The sequence below is a fragment of the Paraburkholderia sp. BR10141 genome, assembly GCF_056155635.1.
The window spans coordinates 59,780-80,745 of the sequence record NZ_JBMIQH010000006.1; the positions used below are offsets into that span (position 1 = coordinate 59,780).

The following is a 20,966-nucleotide window of genomic DNA, read 5'->3' on the forward strand; positions in this document are numbered from 1 at the left end:
AAGCCGAGTACCTTTGCCGCATGAAATCGACCCGTCCCTTTTATCCGACGCCCGTCATCACGATCGACGGCCCGAGTGCTTCCGGCAAGGGCACGGTGGCCGCGCTAGTCGCCGCGCAACTTGGCTTTCACCTGCTCGACAGCGGCGCGCTGTACCGCCTGGCGGCGCTCGCGAGCATGCGCTACGCGATTGCGGCCGACGACGCCGAGAACCTTGCGAAGCTGATCGACGATCTCCATATCACGTTCCGCGAGGGGCTTGCGCAGCTCGATGGCGTTGAAGTTTCGAACGAAATCCGTGCCGAGGAAGTGGGCAACCGCGCCTCGATGATCGCTGCGCATCCGGCCGTGCGCACCGCGCTCGTGGCGCGCCAGCGGGCGTTTCGCAAGCTTCCCGGGCTCGTTGCGGATGGCCGCGACATGGGCACCGTGATCTTCCCGGACGCTGTTCTGAAGGTGTTTTTAACGGCCAGCGTGGAGGCCCGTGCGGCCCGCCGGCATAAGCAATTGATCCAAAAAGGTTTTTCTGCTAATATGGATGACTTGCTTCGGGATTTGCGTGGACGCGACGCGCGCGACAGTAACCGCGCGGCCGCACCGCTCAAGCCTGCAGCAGATGCGCAGCTTCTCGATACTTCGGCGCTCTCCGTCGACCAGGCGGTCGAACAGGTGGTGCAGTGGTATCAGGAGTCTAGCCAACTGCGGCCCGTACGGTAATCCGCGAACGGGGCAAAGCGCAGTAAAGAAAGCAGTAAGCAGTAAGCAGTACGAGTAGGTGCCCTGGAAAGCAACAGGGCGTGTGTTAAACCCTTTAACCCCGTATGGCTTTTGCATCTGCGCCGCGAGCATCGTGTTCCGGCCTCAACGCCCGGCAGTCAAGACCGACTGGCGAGGTAGCGAAAACCATGCAAATCCAGATTTTTATGTCCGACCTGCAAACCTCCACCCCGAATACCGAATCTTTCGCGGCTCTGTTCGAAGAGTCGCTGACCCGCCAGGACATGCGCGCCGGCGAAGTGATTTCCGCCGAAGTCGTGCGCGTCGACCACAACTTTGTGGTCGTCAATGCTGGTCTCAAGTCCGAAGCCTATATTCCGCTCGAAGAATTCCTGAACGACGCGGGTGAAGTGGAAGTGCAGGCGGGTGATTTCGTTTCCGTCGCGATCGACGCGCTGGAAAACGGCTACGGCGACACCATCCTGTCGCGCGACAAGGCGAAGCGTCTCGCTTCGTGGCTGTCGCTGGAAAAGGCTCTCGACAACAACGAACTCGTGACCGGCACGATCACGGGCAAGGTCAAGGGCGGCATGACCGTCATGGTCAACGGCATCCGCGCGTTCCTGCCGGGTTCGCTCGTCGACACGCGTCCGGTCAAGGACACGACGCCGTACGAAGGCAAGACCCTCGAATTCCGCGTCATCAAGCTCGACCGCAAGCGTAACAACGTCGTGCTGTCGCGCCGCGCAGTGATCGAAGCCACGCAAGGCGAAGAGCGCGCAAAGCTGCTCGAAACGCTCAAGGAAGGCGCGATCGTCAACGGCGTGGTCAAGAACATCACCGACTACGGCGCGTTCGTGGACCTCGGCGGCATCGACGGCCTGCTGCACATCACCGACATCGCATGGCGTCGCGTGCGTCACCCGAGCGAAGTTCTCTCGGTTGGCCAGGAAGTCACCGCGAAGATCCTCAAGTTCGACCAGGAAAAGAACCGCGTTTCGCTCGGTATCAAGCAACTGGGCGACGATCCGTGGGAAGGCATCTCGCGCCGTTACCCGTCGGGCACGCGTCTGTTCGGCAAGGTCACGAACATCACCGACTACGGCGCGTTCGTCGAAGTCGAATCGGGCATCGAAGGCCTGGTTCACGTGTCGGAAATGGACTGGACCAACAAGAACGTTGCTCCGTCGAAGGTTGTCCAGCTGGGCGACGAAGTCGAAGTCATGGTCCTCGAGATCGACGAAGACCGCCGCCGCATCTCGCTCGGCATGAAGCAGTGCAAGCCGAATCCGTGGGATGACTTCAGCCGCAACTTCAAGAAGGGCGACAAGCTCCAGGGCGCGATCAAGTCGATTACCGACTTCGGCGTGTTCATCGGTCTGCCTGGCGGCATCGACGGTCTGGTTCACCTTTCGGACCTGTCGTGGTCGGAAGCTGGCGAAGAAGCCGTTCGCAAGTACAAGAAGGGCGACGAAGTCGAAGCCGTGGTTCTGGGCATCGACGTCGAGAAGGAACGCATTTCGCTCGGCATCAAGCAGCTCGAAGGCGACCCGTTCAGCAACTTCGTTGCTGTCAACGACAAGGGTTCGATCGTCGACGGCGTGGTCAAGTCGGTTGACGCCAAGGGCGCAGTCGTGACGCTGAACGCCGACGTCGAAGGCTACCTGCGTGCTTCGGAAATCGCGCAAGACCGCGTGGAAGATGCTCGCAACGTGCTGAAGGAAGGCGACAAGGTCAACGCGATGATCATCAACATCGATCGCAAGTCGCGTGGCATCAACCTGTCGATCAAGGCGAAGGACTCGGCTGAAACGCAGGAAGCCCTGCGCACCATGTCGGCTGATTCGGGTCAGGCTGCCACCGGCACGACCAACCTCGGCGCGCTGCTCAAGGCCAAGCTCGACGGCCAGAACCAGTAAGCCTCAAACGGGGGCAAGCTGAAGTATGACCAAATCTGAATTGGTCGCGCAGCTGGCTACGCGATTTCCGCAACTTGTTCTCAAGGACGCGGATTTCGCGGTCAAGACGATGCTCGATGCGATGTCCGAGGCGCTTGCCAAGGGCCATCGCATCGAAATTCGTGGCTTTGGCAGCTTCGGCCTGAATCGTCGGCCGTCGCGCGTCGGTCGCAATCCGAAGTCGGGTGAAAAGGTGCTGGTGCCTGAGAAGTTCGTGCCGCACTTCAAGCCGGGCAAGGAACTGCGCGAGCGCGTCGACCGTAATTCGGGCGAGCCGCTGAAGGCGGACGAGCCGGACGACGACCTGTAAGCGTTGGATCGTTTTCGATCGGGCGATTGCGGTCGTCGGCGGTCAATGCCAGATGGCCAGAATGCATGGACCGATAAAAAGCGCTGGGGTGAACAACCCCGGCGCTTTTTTTTCGTCTGCGCCTTTTGGACGCGGTTAGTTCCGGCAAGCCAGGTTGCCTGGCTCAGTGCTCGCTCACACGTGTCGGCCCGCGAGCCGTTCAATTACAATACGGGACACTTCGGCGCGGCTTGTGCTGCGGCGCAGCATGTCCGCCGTGCCGGCGCCTTTCTCAACTGCCAAGAGAACCCTTCAATGAGATTGATCGCCTGGGTGATCCGTGTGCTGGTGTTCGTACTGCTGCTCGTCCTTGCGCTCGCCAACACGCAAACCGCGACGCTGAACTTTCTGGCCGGATATTCGTGGCAGGCCCCGCTGATCCTGATCGGCCTCGCGTTTTTTGTCGTGGGGCTGCTGGCGGGGCTGCTTTCTGCGCTGCCCGGCGTGTTCCGGCTGCGCATGGAAAACGGCCGCCTCAAGCGCGACTTGCGGGTGGCGCGTGAAACGCCCACGCCGAGCGTCGAGCCGCCGCTGCCGCCGCTCATCTGATTTGTATTGCCGTGCCGCGCGCCTGAACGCGTGCGGCTGATTTTCCGCTCATACCATCGCTCGCATGGATCTCGATTTTTGGTGGCTCCTCGTCATTCCCGTGGCTTTCGCGCTCGGCTGGATGGCGTCGCGCTACGACCTGAAGGCACTGCTTTCCGAAAGCGCCAACCTGCCGCGCTCGTATTTTCGCGGCCTGAATTTTCTGCTCAACGAGCAGCCGGACAAGGCCATCGACGCGTTCATCGAGGTCGCCAAGCTCGACCCCGAAACCGTCGAGCTGCACTTCGCGCTCGGCAATCTGTTTCGCCGCCGCGGCGAGACCGACCGCGCGATCCGCGTGCATCAGAATCTGCTTTCGCGTTCCGACCTGCCCGTGAACGAGCGCGACCACGCGCTCTATGAACTCGGCCAGGATTTTCTGAAGGCCGGTATGCTCGACCGCGCCGAAGAGACCTTCGGCAAGCTCAAGTCGGGCGACTTCGCGCTCGGCGCTCAGCGTGCACTGCTCGCGATCTACGAGATCGAGAAGGACTGGAACCGCTGCATCGACACGGCACGTCATCTCGAAACGATGGGCGCGGCGTCGCTCGACCTCGAGATCGCCCAGTTCCACTGCGAACTCGCGCAGGAAGCGCTCCAGCAGAAAAAGCCCGACGAAGCGCGCCGTCAACTGGCGCTCGCGCTCAAGGCCAATTCGCAGAACGTGCGCGCGACGATCCTCGCAGGCGACGTCGATGCGGCAAGCGGCGATTGCGAGACTGCGCTTGGCCACTGGCGCGATGTCGAAGCGCAAAACCCCGCTTATCTGCCGCTCGTCGCCGAAAAGGTCATGAAGGCCTACGAGACGCTCGGCCGCGCCGAAGAGGGCGCACAATTGCTCACGACGTGGGTCGACGCGTATCCGTCGAACGATCTGCTCGACGTCGCCTACAAGTATGTCGCCGCGCTGCGCGGCCCCGATGCGGCGCACGCGCTCGCCCGCACGCAGATGCAGAAGTCGCCGAACCTCGCCGGCATGGCGCGCCTGCTCGAAGCGCAGCAGGCCACGGCCGAAGAGCCGCGCCGCAGCGAACTCGAGCTGATGCGCAAGCTGCTCCAGCAGCGCACCAAGAACCTGCCTCGCTACACCTGCCAGAACTGCGGATTCCGGGCGCGCCTGTTCTACTGGCAGTGTCCGGGCTGCAGCGGCTGGGAGACCTATGCGCCGCGCCGTGTCGAGCCGGTTCCCGCGTCGAGCTGAGCCTTAAGGGCGCGCGTGCCCAGCCCGGCATCAGCCGGCCGCGCCCACAATCATTCCAACATCCGCATCTGTCACCGGAGCGCCTATGAAGATCACCATTGTCGGTACCGGCTACGTCGGCCTCGTCACCGGTGCGTGTCTTGCCGAAATCGGCCACGACGTGTTTTGCCTCGATGTCGATCCGCGCAAGATCGATATCCTGAATGGCGGCGGCGTCCCGATTCACGAGCCGGGCCTGCTCGAACTCATCGCGCGCAACCGCGCGGCCGGGCGCATTACCTTTTCCACCGACATCGCGGCGAGCGTCGAGCACGGCGAGGTGCAGTTCATCGCCGTGGGCACGCCGCCCGACGAAGACGGCTCGGCCGATCTCCAATACGTGCTCGAAGCGGCGCGCAGCATCGGCCGCCACATGAACGGCTTCAAGGTGGTCGTCGACAAGTCGACGGTGCCGGTCGGCACGGCGCAGCGCGTGCACGGCGTGCTGGCCGAAGAACTGGCGAAGCGCGGCCTCTCGCATAGCGTGGATCACCGCTTCTCGGTCGTCTCGAACCCCGAGTTTCTGAAAGAGGGCGCGGCGGTGGACGACTTCATGCGTCCGGACCGCATCATCATCGGTCTCGACGAGGACGAGAACGGCACCGTGGCGCGCGAGAAGATGAAGCGCCTCTACGCGCCGTTCAACCGCAATCACGAACGCACGATCTACATGGACGTGCGCTCCGCCGAATTCACGAAGTACGCGGCCAACGCCATGCTTGCGACGCGCATCTCGTTCATGAACGAGATGGCGAATCTCGCCGACCGCGTGGGCGCCGACATCGAGGCGGTGCGCCGCGGCATCGGCTCCGATCCGCGCATCGGCTATCACTTCCTCTATGCCGGCTGCGGCTATGGCGGCTCGTGCTTCCCGAAGGACGTGCAGGCGCTGATCCGCACGGCCGCGGAGTCGGGCCAGAACCTGCGCGTGCTCGAAGCCGTCGAGGAGGTCAATCACGGCCAGAAGGAAGTGCTCGTGAAGAAGATCGCCAGCGTGTGCGGCGACGACCTCACCGGCAAGCACTTCGCCGTGTGGGGCCTCGCGTTCAAGCCGAACACCGACGACATGCGCGAAGCGCCGAGCCGCCGTCTGATCGCCGACCTGCTCTCGCGCGGGGCCACGGTGGCGGCGTGGGACCCAGTCGCAGCCGAAGAGGCGCAGCGCGTGTTCGCGCTCGATCTCGCACACGCGCCTGAGCAGCACACGCGCCTGACGTTCGCATCGAGCCAGGACGACGCACTCACGGGTGCCGACGCGCTCGTGATCGTCACCGAATGGACCGCCTTCAAGGCGCCCGATTTCGCGCATTTGAAGAAGGTGCTCAAGGCACCGCGTATCTTCGACGGACGCAACCTCTACGAGCCCGACGCCATGGCCGAGCTCGGCATTGACTATCATTCGATTGGGCGGCCCCATGTCAATCTCGCAAACTCCGCAGCCTGAAGCCGCGCCCGTCGCCGCGCTTGCTGCTGCCATCGCGCCGGAAGTGCGCGTCGTGCCGCGCGAGAAGCTCGCGACCTCGCGCGTGCTGGTGGTGGGCGACGTCATGCTCGACCGCTACTGGTTCGGCGACGTCAACCGCATCTCGCCGGAAGCGCCGGTGCCGGTCGTGCATGTGCAGCGCAAGGAAGACCGTTTGGGTGGCGCCGCGAACGTCGCGCGCAACGCGGCGGCGCTCGGCGCTCACGCGGGCCTCCTGTGCGTGGTGGGCCATGACGAACCCGGCGAGCGTATCGTCGAGCTGCTCGACGAAAGCAACGTGAACGCGTATCTCGAGCGCGATCCCGCGTTGCCGACCACCATCAAGCTGCGCGTGCTGTCGCGCCAGCAACAGTTGTTGCGCGTGGACTTCGAAAACACGCCCGCGCACGAGATCCTGCTCGCCGGCCTCGCGCGTTTCGACGCGCTGCTGCCCACGCACGACGTGATTCTGCTCTCCGACTACGCGAAGGGTGGGCTCACGCATGTCACGCAGATGATCGCGAAGGCGCGCGCCGCGGGCAAGGCGGTGCTCGTCGATCCGAAGGGCGACGACTGGGAGCGCTATCGCGGCGCGAGCCTCATCACGCCGAACCGCGCGGAGCTGCGCGAAGTGGTGGGCACGTGGAAGTCCGAGGAGGACCTGCACGCGCGCGTGACGAAGCTGCGCCACGAACTGCAGTTCGATGCGCTCCTGCTCACGCGCTCAGAAGAGGGTATGACGCTCTTTTCCGATGACGGCGCGCTGCACGCGGCGGCCGATGCGCGCGAAGTGTATGATGTCTCGGGCGCCGGCGACACGGTGATCGCGACCGTCGCGGTCATGCTGGGCGCGGGATTGCCGCTCGTCGAAGGCGTCGCGCTCGCGAATCGCGCGGCCGGCATCGTGGTCGGCAAGCTCGGCACGGCCACCGTCGACTACGACGAACTCTTTCAATAATGTTGCGCATGCGAGCGTGCAGCGCTCGCACCCCGGCCGGAATTTCCGCAGCGTTTTTCCGGCGGGGCATCAACCTCGCGTGAACCTCGTCACCGCAGACCTATCATGACCCTCATCGTCACCGGCGCGGCCGGCTTCATCGGCAGCAACATCGTCAAGGCGCTGAACGAACGCGGCGAAGACCGCATCATCGCCGTCGACAATCTCAGCCGCGCGGACAAGTTCAGGAATCTCGTCGATTGCGAGATCGACGACTACATCGACAAGACCGAGTTCGTCGAGCGCTTTGCGCGCGGCGATTTCGGCGACGTGCGCGCGGTGTTCCACGAAGGCGCCTGTTCGGACACGATGGAAACCGACGGCCGCTACATGATGGACAACAACTTCCGCTATAGCCGCGCCGTGCTCGACACGTGCCTCGCGCAGCGCGTGCAGTTTCTGTATGCGTCGTCGGCGGCGATTTACGGCGGCTCGACGCGCTTCGTCGAAGAGCGCGAAGTGGAAGCGCCGCTGAACGTGTACGGCTATTCGAAGTTCCTGTTCGACCAGGTGATCCGCCGCGTGCTGCCCACGGCGCAAAGCCAGATTGCGGGCTTTCGCTACTTCAACGTGTACGGTGCGCGCGAAACGCACAAGGCGCGCATGGCGTCGGTTGCGTTCCACAACTTCAACCAGTTCCGCGCCGAAGGCCGCGTGAAGCTGTTCGGCGAATACAACGGTTATGCGCCGGGCGAGCAGACGCGCGACTTCGTCTCCGTCGAGGACGTGGTGAAGGTGAACCTGTTCTTCTTCGATCATCCGGAGAAGACGGGCATCTTCAATCTGGGCAGCGGCCGTGCCCAGCCGTTCAACGACATCGCCACGACCGTGGTGAACACGCTGCGTGCGATGGAAGGCAAGCCCGCGCTCTCGCTCGCGGAGCAGGTCAAGGAAGGGCTGATCGAGTACATCCCGTTCCCGGATGCGCTGCGCGGCAAGTATCAGTGCTTCACGCAGGCGGACCAGTCGAAGCTGCGCGCAGCGGGCTACGACGCGCCGTTCCTGACGGTGCAGGAAGGCGTGGATCGTTACGTACGTTGGCTTTCTGGCCAGGTGTAACGCGAAGCCCTGACTTCATAAACTGGACTCTCCTCGCCGGCGATGGTCGCCGGCGTTTTGAGGGAGATCCAGCATGTTCCGAAAAGTCCTTGCGGCGGCCGCGCTTCTGGCCGTATTCAGCCACGCCTTTGCGGCCGTGGACGTCAACACCGCCAACGAAGACGCGCTTCGCGGCATCAAGGGGGTGGGGCCCGCGCGCGCCAAGGCCATTCTCGACGAGCGCAGCGCGCACGGCCCGTACAAGGATGCCAGTGACCTCGGCAAGCGCGTGAAGGGCATGGGCGGCCATACCGTCGAACGTTTGCAGGCCGAAGGATTGGCGATCGGTCCCGCGAATGCCCATGCAGCACAGGCGAAGGTTGCGCAGGCAACGCCCGCGAAGGCGGGCGCACCTCAGGCTGCCGTGGCGGTCAAGAAGTAGCAGGCCGCTCGCGCTCGTGTGTTACCCCGCGCGTCGTGCTGCGCCGTCGCGGGGCGCAGTTTCCTTCAGGTGTCGCTCAGGTGAAGTCGACCCGCGACGTTGACCCGCGGCCCGGGCCGCGGGCTTTTTGCAGCCCATGATGGTCGAGTCGCCAGCCGGCGTCCATACCGGCGTCATGGGTCCCCTGCGGTCGCTGCCCGCGTGGTTTAGAATCGACGGGTCACGTCATCGCGCCTCACTGCCATCCCCATGCCCTACAAGACCATTGAAGACACGATCGGCAATACCCCGCTCGTGCAACTCGTCCGCCTGCCGGACGACGAAATCCGCGCCCGCAACAACGTCTTGCTGGCCAAGCTCGAAGGCAACAACCCGGCTGGGTCCGTGAAGGACCGCCCGGCGCTCTCGATGATCCGTAAAGCCGAAGAGCGCGGCCGCATCAAGCCCGGCGACACACTCATCGAAGCGACGAGCGGCAACACGGGCATCGCGCTCGCCATGGCGGCGGCGATCCGCGGCTACAAGATGGTGCTCATCATGCCGGAGGACCTCTCGGTCGAGCGCCGTCAGAGCATGGCGGCTTACGGCGCCGAAATCATGCTTACGCCGGTCAAGGGCGGCATGGAATATGCGCGCGATCTCGCCGAGCAAATGCAGCGCGACGGCAAGGGGATTATCCTCGACCAGTTCGGCAATCCCGACAATCCGCTTGCGCACTACGAGGCCACCGGCCCGGAAATCTGGCGCGATACCGAAGGGCGCATCACGCACTTCGTTTCGTCGATGGGCACGACCGGCACGATCATGGGCACGTCCCAGTTCCTGAAAGAAAAGAATCAGGCGATCGAGATCGTCGGCGCGCAGCCGGAAGAGGGCTCGCGCATTCCGGGCATTCGCAAGTGGCCCGAAGCGTATATGCCGAAGATTTTCGACCGCAGCCGCGTGGATCGCGTGGAGAGCGTGAGCCAGGCCGCCGCCGAGAACATGGCGCGCCGTCTGGCCTCGGTCGAAGGTATCTTCGCGGGGATCTCGTCGGGCGGCGCATGTGAGGTGGCGATGCGTCTTGCGCGCCAGCTCGAGAACGCGACGATCGTGTTCATCGTCTGCGATCGTGGCGACCGCTATCTCTCGACGGGTGTGTTTCCCGCCTGATTGAAGCGTGGACGCAAAAAAAAACGGCCTTCGATGTTTCCGAAGGCCGTTTTGCTTTGTATCGCTGAAGTTACTCTTGCTGTTCGGGTGGCGTCGCGCCCGTGCCGTTCGGGGCGCTGTTCATCCCGTTGCCATTGCCACCGTTGTTGCCGCCGTTGCCGCCATTTCCACCGTTTCCGTTCGCCGGGCCCACCCCCACGCCTGGCTGCGTCGCCAGCATCTGCGCTTTCACGCGCATGCCCAGTTGATACACCGCGAGCGCATAGAAGAAGCTGCGGTTATAGCGCGTCAGCACATAAAAGTTCTTGAGCCCGAGCTTGTACTCGGTGCCGCGGCCAGGCGACGGCAGGTCGATCACCGTGACAGGCGTGCCCGCCTCGGCGGCGATATCCACGTCCGGCTGGTCGAGCACGAGGCCCGAGCGCAGCAACTGGCTCAGCGGCCAGCGCGGTTCGGGCTTGCCGTCGGCGGCGGCCTGGGCGATGCCGAGGCTGCCCGCATCGGTGGCGATATTCCATACCACGGGCCGCCCCGATTCCCAGCCGTTCTGCCGTAGATAGTTCGCCACGCTGCCGATCGCGTCGGCCGTGCTCCCGCGCAGGTCGATGTGATTGTTGCCCTCGTAGTCCACCGCGTACTGCACGATGCTGCTCGGCAGGAACTGGGGAATGCCGATCGCGCCCGTGTACGAGCCGAGTACCGACGACGGATCGATCTGCGCGTCGCGCGTCCACACGAGGTAGTCCTCGAGATTCTTGCGGAACGTCGCCATGCGCTCGGCGCGGTTCGGCGTGTCCGGATAATCGAAGGCGAGCGTGGTGAGCGCATCGAGCACGCGGAAGTTGCCCATGTAGCGGCCGTAGATCGTCTCCACGCCGATGATGCCGACGATCACCTCGGGCGGCACGCCAAACTCCTCCGACGCGCGCTGCAGCGTGGCCTGGTTCGCGCGCCAGAAGCGCACCCCCGCATTGATGCGTACCGGGTCGAGGAAGCGCGCCTGATATGCGCGCCAGTTCTTCACGCCCGGAACGGGCGAGGGCGTCACGAGCTTCACCGCCGTCGCCGAATAGTTCGCGCTCGCGAACAGCGCATGCAGTGCGGTGGGATCGAAGTCGTAGCGCGCCACCATGTCGTTGATGAAGCCGTCGACGTCCGGATTGTTCGCGTAGCGCTGCGGGACGATTTCCTCTTCGAACGTCTGGCCCTGCGTCGGCGTTTGCGGTTGCGCCTGCGCGAGCGTGAGCGGCGTCTGTCGCGATTTCGGCGCGGCAGTTTGCGCGCGCGCCGCGCCGGTGCACAACGCCGCCGCGACGCAAAGCGCGAGTGCGAAGGTCGTGCGGCGTGGGCGGCTGGAGGCGGACAGAGCGGTCTTGAGGGTCATGAGAGAGCGGAGGCAGAGCGGTCCAGGAAGAACCCGGGCAGTATAACCGAGCGCCTTCGGGGAATCGGGCCGTTGCGCGCCGGCGTGGCGCGTGAGCACCAGGTCGCTGTGGTAACGTGGTGTCTGTTCGCGCGCCAGCCGGCGTGCCGCCAGACTAAAGACAGAAGGAGACCCGCGGCCGCGCGCATGCGCGAAGCCCGCGGCGAGTGCGACTCATGACGACCGGTTTCTTCTCTCACCCCGATTTTCTGCTGCACGAGATGGGCGAATGGCATCCTGAATGCCCCGCGCGTCTGCAGGCTATCGAAGACCAACTGATCGCGAGCCGCATCGACGCGCTGATCGAGCGCGACGAATCGGCGCCGCTCGCGACCGAGGCGGACCTCCTGCGCGTGCATACCCAGGCGCATATCGACTTCATCCGCAACACGGCGCCCAGCGAAGGCTACGCGAGCATCGACCCGGACACGCTGATGAATCCGCACACGTGGCAGGCGGCGCTGCGTGCGGCGGGCGCGGCGATCGCGGCCACCGACGCGGTCCTCGCCGGGCGCTACGAGAACGCATTCTGCAGCGTGCGCCCGCCCGGCCATCACGCGGAGCCTGCGCGCGCGATGGGCTTTTGCTTCTTCAACAACATCGCGATCGCGGCGCGCCATGCACTCGAAGTCCACGGCCTCCAGCGCGTGGCGATCGTCGATTTCGACGTGCATCACGGCAACGGCACCGAGGCCGCGTTCGCGGGCGACTCGCGCGTGCTGATGTGCAGCTTCTTTCAGCATCCGTTCTATCCGTACTCGGGGGCCGAGAATCCGGCGCCGAACATGGTCAACCTGCCGATCGCGGCGCGCACGAAAGGCATGGAAGTGCGCGAGGCCATCGACATCATGTGGCTGCCGCGGCTGCACGAGTTCAAACCGGAGATGGTGTTCGTCTCGGCGGGCTTCGACGCGCATCGCGAAGACGATCTCGGCAACATGGGCCTCGTGGAGGACGACTTCGCCTGGATCACGGACCAGATTCGCGACATCGCGGGCCGCTATGCGAAGGGGCGCATCGTGAGCAGCCTCGAAGGCGGCTATAACCTCTCGGCGCTCGGCCGCAGCGTGGTGGCGCATCTGCGCGCGCTGGCGGATATCTAGGCGGCCGGCGCGGCCCCGAGCGCGGACCCGCATCGCACACATTCGAACGAAGGAGACACGCATCGTGAGTGCCATTCCCTCTTCATCGCAAGCGCTAGTCGAAATTACACGCGATGCGTATGGCGTGTCGGGCGTCGTGCGCCTCACGCTGAACCGTCCGGATGCGTTCAACGCGCTTTCCGAGGCGCTCATCGATGCGTTGCAGGGCGAACTCGCCGCGCTGGCGCAATCCGACGCGCGCGTGGTCGTGATCGCAGCGGCAGGGCGCGCGTTCTGCGCGGGCCACGATCTCAGGGAAATGCGCGCGGCGCCCTCGCACGAGTACTACACGAAGCTGTTCGAGCGCTGCTCGAAGATGATGCTCGCCATTCAAAAGATGCCGCAGCCCGTCATCGCGCGCGTGCAGGGCGTGGCGACGGCGGCGGGCTGCCAGCTCGTCGCGATGTGCGATCTGGCGGTGGCGGCGGACTCGGCGCGCTTTGCGGTGTCGGGCATCAATCTCGGGCTCTTTTGCTCGACGCCCGCTGTGCCGCTCTCGCGCAATGTCTCGCGCAAGGCGGCCTTCGAGATGCTGATGACGGGCGAATTCATCGATGCGGAGAAGGCGTTGCGCGAAGGCCTCGTGAATCGCGTGGTGCCCGTCGACCAACTCGACGCCGCCGTGACCGCACTGGCCGCGAGCATCTGCGCGAAGCCGCGCGGGGCCGTCGCGGCAGGCAAGGGGCTCTTCTACCGGCAGCTCGAAATGGGCATCGACGCCGCGTATCAGCTGGCCGGGCAGACCATGGCCTGCAACATGATGACCGACCCAGCGCTCGACGGCGTGCAGGCGTTCATCGAGAAACGCAGCGCGAAGTAACGCGCCTGACCGCTCAGGAGTGCTGGTCGATCCAGTCGATCAGCGCGCCGATCACGCGCTCTCGATCGAGGTCGTTGAGCGTTTCATGGTAGCTGCCTTCATATAGCGTGAGCGTGCGATCGGGCGATCCCACGTTCGCGCCGAACGCGCGGCTGCCCTCGGGCTCGGTGAGCTTGTCCTCGGTGCCATGCCAGATCAGCACGGGTAGCCGCAGTTGCGCGCGTCCCGTCTCGATGCGCTTCATCGCTTCCAGCAATTGCGCCCCCGTGCGGGCGGGAATCGCGCCGTGATGCACGAGCGGATCGGCGCGATTGGCTTCGACCACGTCGCGCACGCGCGCGAGCAGCGCCGCGTCGATCTTCATGGCCGGAAAGGTCGGCCAGATCGCGCTGATTACGCGGCTCGCGGCGATTTTCCATGCGGGCACGTCGCGGCCCGGCGCGAGCGCCGCGCTCGAGAGCAGCAGGCCCGCGAGCGGCACGCGAGTTTGCGGCAGGCGCTCGATGGCGTAGAGCGCGGCAATCGCGCCGCCCATGCTGTGCCCCATCAGGAAGAGCGGTGTGCCCTGTGCAGCGCATTGCGCGCTCGCGTGGGCGAGGAGCGCCTCGGCGTCGTTGAGATAGTCGTCGAAGTGCGAGATCCAGGTGCGGCGGCCAGGGGCATGCCCGTGGCCGCGCAGATCGATTGCGTAGACATCGATGCCCGCGGCGGTCAGCCGCGTGGCGAGCGCCGCATAGCGGCCCGCGTGTTCCGCGAGACCATGAATCAGCGCGATGGCCGCGCGCGGCGGCGCGCTCGCGCGCCAGACGTAGAGCGGCAACTCGACGCGGTCACGCGTACGCAGCGTCGCTTGCGCGGCGGGTTCGGCGGCTTGCGCCATGGCGATGTTCTGACTGGTCTCCATCTCGCTCCCTGTTTGGGCAATGCGTGGCGGTTCACGGTAGTTCGTTTTCGGCATCAATCTGTCGGCGGCAGTGTAGCGGCCGCGCGGGCGGCCACGCGCTGCCAGAAGCCTCTAATGCAAATGAGTTATGAAATTATCGAAATTGATTATTAAAAGGAATTTTGCGTGCCAGGGTAAAATGCGGGGCTAAATCCAGTCCATCAAACGGCGGCTGTCTGCCGGCGCGACGCGTTTTCCGCTACTGAAAAGGAGCGGCCTGCGCGAGCGGCGCGCGGCACACCCGCCGTTTTGCTTTTTTTCCATGATCGAAATTCGAAACGTGTCCCAGCGCTTCGCCGGCCCACAAGGCTGGATCGAGGCGCTGCACAACGTCAATCTGACGATTCCGCCGGGCGAAGTGTTCGGCATCATCGGGCGCAGCGGCGCAGGCAAGAGCACGCTGGTGCGCACCATCAACCTGCTCACGCGGCCCACCGAAGGCGACATCGTCGTCAACGCTCGCACGCTCACGTCGCTCTCTTCGGCCCAGCTGCGCGAAGCGCGCCGCGAGATCGGCATGATTTTCCAGCACTTCAACCTGCTGTCGTCGCGCACCGTGTTCGACAACGTCGCGCTGCCGCTCGAACTGGCCGGCGTGAAGCGCGCCGAGATCGAAGCGACGGTGCTGCCGCTGCTCGAACTCGTCGGCCTGACCGCGCAGAAAGACCGCTATCCCTCGCAGATCAGCGGCGGCCAGAAGCAGCGCGTGGGCATTGCGCGCGCGCTCGCGAGCAAGCCGAAGGTGCTGCTTTCGGACGAGGCGACCTCGGCGCTCGACCCCGAAACCACGCGCGCGATTCTCGACCTGCTGCGCAAGATCAATCGCGAACTGAACCTGACCATCGTGATGATCACGCACCAGATGGAAGTGATCAAACAGGTCTGCGACCGCGTGGCCGTGCTCGACGCGGGCCGCGTGGTGGAAAGCGGTCCCGTGATCGACGTGTTCCTGCAGCCGCGCCACGAAGTCACGCGCGCGCTGCTCGGCGACGTGATCGCCCAGGAATTGCCGCCCGCGCTCAAGGCGCGCGTGGCCGAGCATCTCGCCAAGGGCAGCGGCCACTTGCTGCGCCTCGCGTTCAAGGGTACGGGCGTCGATCAGCCGGTTCTCTCGGAGACGATTCGCCGCTTCGAACTCGATTTCAACATCCTGCACGGCCAGATCGACGAGATCCAGGGGCAGGCGTTCGGCTCGCTCGCGGTGCTCGCGGGCGGCGATCCGGTGAAGGTGGCGCAGGCCATGGCGTGGCTGCGCGAACAAGGCGTCGTGGTGGAGGAACTGTCCCATGTGGAGTGAAATGTTCGACATGTTCGTCCAGTCGTTCTGGGAGACGCTCGTCATGGTGGGCATCTCGGGACTCGTGGGCGCGGCCATCGGCCTGCCGCTCGGCGTACTGCTCTATCTCACCGACCGCAACGGCGTGCTGCAGAACATCGCCGCGAATCGCGTGATGGGGGTGATCGTCAATGCCGTGCGCTCCACGCCGTTCATCATCCTGCTCGTTGCCGTGATTCCGTTCACGCGCCTCGTGGTCGGCTCGTCGATCGGCACGGCGGCCGCCGTCGTGCCGCTCACCATCGCCGCTGCGCCATTCATCGCGCGACTCGTCGAAACGGCGCTGCGCGAAGTCGATCGCGGCCTGATCGAAGCGGCCCAGGCCATGGGCGCGAGCACGAGCCAGATCGTCTTCAAGGTGCTGCTGCCCGAGTCGCTGCCAGGCGTCGTCGCGGGGCTCACCATCACGTTCATCTCGCTCGTCGGCTATTCGGCGATGGCCGGCGCGATCGGCGGCGGTGGTCTTGGCGACCTCGGCATCCGCTACGGCTATCAGCGCTTCGAACCCGAAGTCATGTTGATCGTGGTCGTGATCCTGATCGTGTTCGTGCAGCTCGTGCAGTCGTTCGGCGACTGGCTCGTGCGGCGCCTGAGCCACAAATAGGCCTTAAAACAAGCGGTTTTTCGATCAACATAGCTACACAAGACAAAGGTTGGGTATGCAACGTCGTTTCATGATCCGGCTCGCGGCGGCGCTTGGCGCGGCTTCGCTCATCGCACCGCTTGCTGCGCACGCGGACGAAACCATCAAGGTGGGCGTGACGGGCGGCCCGCACGAGCAGGTGATGGAAGTCGTGAAGAGCGTGGCCGCGAAGAGCGGCCTGAACATCAAGATCATCGAGTTCTCCGACTACGTGCAGCCGAACGCGGCGCTCGCGGGCGGCGATCTCGACGCCAACAGCTACCAGCACGCGCCGTATCTCGACGCGCAGGTGAAGGATCGCGGCTACAAGCTGATCAAGATCGCGGACACCGTTACGTTCCCGATGGGCATCTACTCGAAGAAGATCAAATCGCTCTCCGAACTGAAGCCGGGCGCGCGCATCGCGGTGCCGAATGATCCGACGAATGGCGGCCGTGCGTTGCTGCTGCTGCAGAGCCAGGGTCTCATCAAGTTGCGCGCCGACGCAGGTTTGAAGGCGATGCCGCTCGACATCGTGGAAAACCCCAGGAAGCTGAAAATCGTCGAGCTCGACGCCGCACAGATTCCGCGTTCGCTCGACGACGTGGACGCGGCCGCGATCAACACGAACTTCGCCATGCAAGCGGGCCTGAAGCCGAAACAGGACGCGATCGCAATCGAAGACCCGAAGGGGCCGTACGTGAATATCCTCGCGATCCGCGAGGCCGACCGCAACAAGCCCTGGGTGGCGAAGCTGGTCGCCGCGTACCACTCGCCGGAAGTGAAGCGCTACGTCGAAACGACGTTCGGCGGGGCGGTTATCACCTCCTGGTAGGACCCCCTGGGCCGTGAAATTAGAGATATTTTTCGGCGCCCGGGCTTGATGCCCGGGTTTTTTCCACCGTAAAATCGCACGATCGTTCGCTACTGATGACCGGGGTGCGGCAGCGGTGGTTCGGGAAAATTGCTGGTGGCAGATCGGCCCGACAGGGCTATCGCTATAATGTCCGCCAGGTTGACGTATTCGTAACTTCGGAGCATGTGAATGAAAGTCCTTGTGCCAGTCAAACGCGTAGTCGATTACAACGTGAAGGTTCGTGTGAAGTCGGATGGCACGGGCGTCGACATCGCGAACGTGAAGATGTCGATGAACCCGTTCGACGAAATCGCCGTGGAAGAAGCGGTGCGTCTGAAGGAAGCGGGCGTGGCGACCGAAGTCATCGCCGTTTCGGCGGGCGTGACGCAAGCGCAGGAAACGTTGCGTACGGCGCTGGCCATCGGCGCGGATCGCGCGATCCTCATCGAGTCGAACGAAGACCTCCAGCCGCTGGCTGTGGCCAAGCTGCTGAAGGCGCTGGTCGACAAGGAACAGCCGCAACTCGTCATCCTCGGCAAGCAGGCCATCGACGACGATTCGAACCAGACCGGCCAGATGCTCGCCGCGCTGGCGAACCTGCCGCAAGCCACCTTCGCCTCGAAGGTGGTCGTGGCCGACGGCAAGGCGACGGTGTCGCGCGAAGTGGACGGTGGCGCGGAAACTCTGTCGCTCAAGCTGCCCGCAGTCGTTACGACGGATCTGCGCCTGAACGAGCCGCGCTACGTCACGCTGCCGAACATCATGAAGGCGAAGAAGAAGCCGCTGGAAACCGTCAAGCCCGAAGACCTCGGCGTCGACGTCGCGCCGCGTCTGAAGACGCTGAAGGTTGCCGAGCCGCCCAAGCGCAGCGCAGGCGTGAAGGTGCCGGACGTGAAGACGCTGGTCGAGAAGCTGAAGACGGAAGCCAAGGTGCTGTAAGGAGCGAGACGAAAATGACGAATCTGGTTATTGCTGAACACGACAATCACTCGATCAAGGCCGCGACGCTGAACACGGTCGCCGCAGCACAGAAAATTGGCGGCGACGTGCACGTGCTGGTCGCGGGCCACAATGCGCAAGCCGCAGCGGATGTTGCCGCGAAGATCGCAGGCGTCGCAAAGGTGCTGCTGGCCGACGCGCCGCAACTCGAGCAGGGTCTCGCCGAGAACGTCGAAGCGACGGTCCTCGCGCTTGTGCAAAATGCGGCGAAGAACTACACGCACATCCTGGCTCCGGCAACGGCAGCGGGCAAGAACGTCACGCCGCGCATCGCCGCGAAGCTCGACGTCGCGCAAATCAGCGACATCACCGCTGTGGATGCGCCGGACACGTTCGAGCGCCCGATCTACGCGGGCAATGCCATCGCGACGGTGCAATCGGTCGACCCGATCAAGGTCATCACCGTGCGTACGACGGCATTCGATGCAGTTGCAGCCGTTGGCGGCAGCGCAGCAGTCGAGAAGCTCGACGCGGCAGCGGACAGCGGCCTCACCCAGTTCGTCGGCCGTGAAGTGACGAAGCTCGACCGTCCGGAACTCACGAGCGCAAAGATCATCGTCTCGGGCGGCCGGGGTCTGGGCAGCGGCGAGAACTACACGAAGGTGCTGGAGCCGCTCGCGGACAAGCTCAACGCAGCACTTGGCGCATCGCGCGCAGCCGTCGACGCGGGCTATGTGCCGAACGACTATCAGGTCGGACAGACTGGCAAGATCGTCGCGCCGCAACTGTATGTGGCGGTCGGCATCTCGGGTGCGATCCAGCATCTGGCCGGCATGAAGGACTCGAAGGTCATCGTCGCGATCAACAAGGACGAAGAAGCACCGATCTTCAGCGTGGCCGATTACGGCCTCGTGGGCGACCTGTTCACGGTCGTGCCGGAACTCGTGAAGGAACTCGGCTGAATCCGGCCGGTGTATCGAACGACGAGCGCCGCGTATCATGATTGAACGCGTGGCGTGAGACGAAGCAACAAAGGGGCGCTGCGGCGCCCCTTTGTCATTTGAGGAACCGCATACCGACAGGAGGAGACTGAAATGTACCAGGCGCCCACGAGCGACATGCTGTTCGTCATGAAGGAACTGGCCGGCCTCGAAGAAATCGCCAGCTTACCGGGCGGCGAAGACGCCACGCCCGAAACGGTCGAAGCGGTGCTGCACGAAGCCGCTAAGCTGTGCGGCGAAGTGCTCGAGCCGCTGAACGCCGAAGGCGACCGCAATCCGAGCCGCTGGGAAAACGGCAACGTGCACGCCACGCCCGGTTTCAAGGCGGCATTCCGGCAATACGTGGAAGGCGGCTGGCAAGGCGTGCAGCATCCTCAGGAATACGAAGGACAAGGTTTGCCGAAGCTCGTCGGCACGCCGTGTGTGGAAATGCTCAACGCGGCGAACCTTTCGTTCGCGTTGTGTCCGCTGCTCACCGACGGCGCCATCGAAGCGCTCCTCACCGCCGGCAGCGAAGCGCAAAAGCAGCGCTTCGTGCCGAAGCTCATCTCCGGCGACTGGACCGGCACGATGAACCTCACCGAGCCGCAGGCGGGCTCCGATCTCGCCGCCGTGCGCACGCGCGCCGAGCCGCTAGGCGACGGCACGTACAAGGTGTTCGGCACGAAGATCTTCATCACGTGGGGCGAGCACGACATGGCGGAGAACATCGTCCATCTCGTGCTCGCGCGCACGCCCACGGCGCCCGAAGGCGTGAAGGGCATTTCGCTCTTCATCGTGCCGAAGTTCCTCGTCAACGAAGATGGCACGCTCGGCGCGCGCAACGATGTGCACTGCGTATCGATCGAACACAAGCTCGGCATCAAGGCGAGCCCGACCGCCGTGCTGCAGTTCGGCGACCATGGCGGCGCGATCGGCCAGTTGATCGGCGAAGAGAATCGCGGCCTCGAATACATGTTCATCATGATGAACGCCGCGCGTTTTGCGGTGGGCATGCAGGGCGTGGCCGTCTCCGACCGCGCGTACCAGAAGGCGCTCGCCTATGCGAAGGAGCGCGTGCAGAGCCGCCCGGTGGACGGTTCCGCGAAAGCCGCGGTGAGCATCATCCATCACCCCGACGTGCGCCGCATGCTCGCCACGATGCGTGCGCTCACCGAAGCCGCGCGTGCGCTCGCTTACGTGGCGGCCGGCGAGAGCGACCGCGCGCATGGCGACCCCGACGAGGCGGCCCGTGCGCGGCATCAGGCGCGCTACGAGTACCTCGTGCCGATCGTGAAGGGCTGGAGCACCGAACTCGCGCTGGAAGTGACGAGCCTCGGCGTGCAGGTGCATGGCGGCATGGGCTTCATCGAGGAGACGGGCGCGGCGCAGTTCTACCGTGACGCACGCATTCTGCCGATCTACGAGGGCACGACGGCGATCCAGGCGAACGATCTCATCGGACGCAAGACGCTGCGCGACGGCGGCGCGGCGGCAAAGGCGCTGCTTGCCGATATCGCGCAGACCGTCGACGCGCTGGCCGCACAACGAGGCGCGGCGTTCGAGTCGATGCGCAAGCATCTCGCGGCGGGTAAGGAGGCGCTGGCATCGGCCGTGGACTTCGTGCTCGCGAAGACGAAAAGCGATCCGAACGCGGTATTCGCGGGCAGCGTGCCGTATCTGAAGCTGGCGGGCATCGTGCTGGGCGGCTGGCAGATGGCGCGCGCCATGCTCGCCTCGCAACGTCTCATGCAGGAGGACCCGAAGTTTCATGGCGCGAAGATCGCCACGGCGCAGTTCTACGCGCAACACGTCTTGCCGCAGGCGGTGGCGCTCGAAGCGGCGATCGTCAGCGCAAACGGCAGCGAGGGCGTGCTGGCGCTAGCGGAGGATCAGTTCTGACGCAGCCGCGCGCTACTCACAGCGAGAAATGAAACACGGCGCCCTGGCGGCGCCGTGTTCG

At 64.5% G+C, this 20,966-nt stretch carries 20 protein-coding genes; 18 read left to right on the top strand and 2 right to left on the bottom strand.

The genetic code is table 11. The features are described from left to right. Positions 1-20: 20 nt before the first annotated feature. The 10 genes from cmk (at position 21) to cysM (ending at position 9,942) form a co-directional block, all read left to right on the top strand. Complete coding sequence (gene cmk, locus ACOJB8_RS10510; RefSeq protein WP_368727374.1) at positions 21-716, top strand: (d)CMP kinase; 696 nt, start codon at positions 21-23, stop codon at positions 714-716. A 188-nt stretch (positions 717-904) separates the two neighbouring features. Continuing rightward, entirely contained in the window at positions 905-2,635 is a 1,731-nt protein-coding gene (rpsA, locus tag ACOJB8_RS10515; protein ID WP_069262639.1) for a 30S ribosomal protein S1, read from the top strand. Positions 2,636-2,660: 25 nt separating this feature from the next. Next, positions 2,661-2,984, top strand: coding sequence for an integration host factor subunit beta (locus ACOJB8_RS10520; protein ID WP_027817382.1), 324 nt, complete (start codon positions 2,661-2,663; stop codon positions 2,982-2,984). A gap of 294 nt (positions 2,985-3,278) precedes the next feature. Continuing rightward, positions 3,279-3,572: a lipopolysaccharide assembly protein LapA domain-containing protein gene (locus tag ACOJB8_RS10525; RefSeq protein WP_028208175.1), complete on the top strand. Its 294-nt coding sequence runs from the start codon at positions 3,279-3,281 to the stop codon at positions 3,570-3,572. Between the two features lie 64 nt (positions 3,573-3,636). Then, complete coding sequence (lapB, locus tag ACOJB8_RS10530) at positions 3,637-4,812, top strand: lipopolysaccharide assembly protein LapB (RefSeq protein ID WP_069262638.1); 1,176 nt, start codon at positions 3,637-3,639, stop codon at positions 4,810-4,812. An 85-nt stretch (positions 4,813-4,897) separates the two neighbouring features. After that, positions 4,898-6,295 carry a UDP-glucose dehydrogenase family protein gene (locus ACOJB8_RS10535; RefSeq protein WP_475012445.1) on the top strand — a complete coding sequence of 466 codons (1,398 nt, stop codon included), beginning with the start codon at positions 4,898-4,900 and terminating at the stop codon, positions 6,293-6,295. Beyond that, positions 6,267-7,271, top strand: a complete 1,005-nt coding sequence (gene rfaE1 / locus ACOJB8_RS10540; protein WP_342948582.1) for a D-glycero-beta-D-manno-heptose-7-phosphate kinase — start codon at positions 6,267-6,269, stop codon at positions 7,269-7,271. The genes ACOJB8_RS10535 and rfaE1 overlap by 29 nt, the downstream gene beginning before the upstream one ends. A gap of 105 nt (positions 7,272-7,376) precedes the next feature. After that, positions 7,377-8,369: an ADP-glyceromanno-heptose 6-epimerase gene (rfaD, locus tag ACOJB8_RS10545; RefSeq protein WP_475012448.1), complete on the top strand. Its 993-nt coding sequence runs from the start codon at positions 7,377-7,379 to the stop codon at positions 8,367-8,369. A 73-nt stretch (positions 8,370-8,442) separates the two neighbouring features. Further along, positions 8,443-8,790, top strand: coding sequence for a ComEA family DNA-binding protein (locus ACOJB8_RS10550; RefSeq protein WP_069262634.1), 348 nt, complete (start codon positions 8,443-8,445; stop codon positions 8,788-8,790). Between the two features lie 249 nt (positions 8,791-9,039). Beyond that, a complete protein-coding gene (gene cysM / locus ACOJB8_RS10555; protein WP_069262633.1) occupies positions 9,040-9,942 on the top strand; it encodes a cysteine synthase CysM in 903 nt (300 codons plus the stop codon). 70 nt (positions 9,943-10,012) lie between these two features. Here cysM and mltB read toward each other — a convergent pair whose 3' ends face one another. After that, entirely contained in the window at positions 10,013-11,326 is a 1,314-nt protein-coding gene (gene mltB, locus ACOJB8_RS10560; protein WP_475012451.1) for a lytic murein transglycosylase B, read from the bottom strand. Positions 11,327-11,541: 215 nt separating this feature from the next. On the opposite strand from mltB, the gene ACOJB8_RS10565 reads away from it, so the two are divergent. Further along, positions 11,542-12,468, top strand: a complete 927-nt coding sequence (locus ACOJB8_RS10565; protein WP_069262632.1) for a histone deacetylase family protein — start codon at positions 11,542-11,544, stop codon at positions 12,466-12,468. Positions 12,469-12,541: 73 nt separating this feature from the next. After that, the gene (locus ACOJB8_RS10570) at positions 12,542-13,327 is read left to right on the top strand and encodes an enoyl-CoA hydratase (RefSeq protein WP_475012655.1); all 786 of its coding nucleotides are present in this window, start codon (positions 12,542-12,544) and stop codon (positions 13,325-13,327) included. Positions 13,328-13,340: 13 nt separating this feature from the next. Here the strand turns inward: ACOJB8_RS10570 and ACOJB8_RS10575 are convergent, their stop codons facing one another. Then, positions 13,341-14,231 (bottom strand): alpha/beta hydrolase, encoded by an 891-nt coding sequence (locus ACOJB8_RS10575; RefSeq protein ID WP_368616016.1) that lies wholly within the window; start codon positions 14,229-14,231, stop codon positions 13,341-13,343. A 301-nt stretch (positions 14,232-14,532) separates the two neighbouring features. Between ACOJB8_RS10575 and ACOJB8_RS10580 the strand changes: the two genes are divergently transcribed. The 6 genes from ACOJB8_RS10580 (at position 14,533) to ACOJB8_RS10605 (ending at position 20,905) form a co-directional block, all read left to right on the top strand. Beyond that, positions 14,533-15,567 carry a methionine ABC transporter ATP-binding protein gene (locus ACOJB8_RS10580; RefSeq protein WP_069262629.1) on the top strand — a complete coding sequence of 345 codons (1,035 nt, stop codon included), beginning with the start codon at positions 14,533-14,535 and terminating at the stop codon, positions 15,565-15,567. Continuing rightward, positions 15,557-16,210: a methionine ABC transporter permease gene (locus ACOJB8_RS10585; protein ID WP_069262628.1), complete on the top strand. Its 654-nt coding sequence runs from the start codon at positions 15,557-15,559 to the stop codon at positions 16,208-16,210. The genes ACOJB8_RS10580 and ACOJB8_RS10585 overlap by 11 nt, the downstream gene beginning before the upstream one ends. Positions 16,211-16,265: 55 nt before the next feature. Continuing rightward, positions 16,266-17,063 (top strand): MetQ/NlpA family ABC transporter substrate-binding protein, encoded by a 798-nt coding sequence (locus ACOJB8_RS10590; RefSeq protein ID WP_475012454.1) that lies wholly within the window; start codon positions 16,266-16,268, stop codon positions 17,061-17,063. A 210-nt stretch (positions 17,064-17,273) separates the two neighbouring features. Further along, entirely contained in the window at positions 17,274-18,023 is a 750-nt protein-coding gene (locus ACOJB8_RS10595) for an electron transfer flavoprotein subunit beta/FixA family protein (protein ID WP_368727368.1), read from the top strand. Between the two features lie 14 nt (positions 18,024-18,037). Then, positions 18,038-18,985, top strand: a complete 948-nt coding sequence (locus tag ACOJB8_RS10600) for an electron transfer flavoprotein subunit alpha/FixB family protein (protein WP_475012457.1) — start codon at positions 18,038-18,040, stop codon at positions 18,983-18,985. 132 nt (positions 18,986-19,117) lie between these two features. Next, on the top strand, positions 19,118-20,905 hold the full coding sequence (locus ACOJB8_RS10605; RefSeq protein WP_475012459.1) for an acyl-CoA dehydrogenase: 1,788 nt from the start codon (positions 19,118-19,120) through the stop codon (positions 20,903-20,905). Positions 20,906-20,966: the final 61 nt, after the last annotated feature.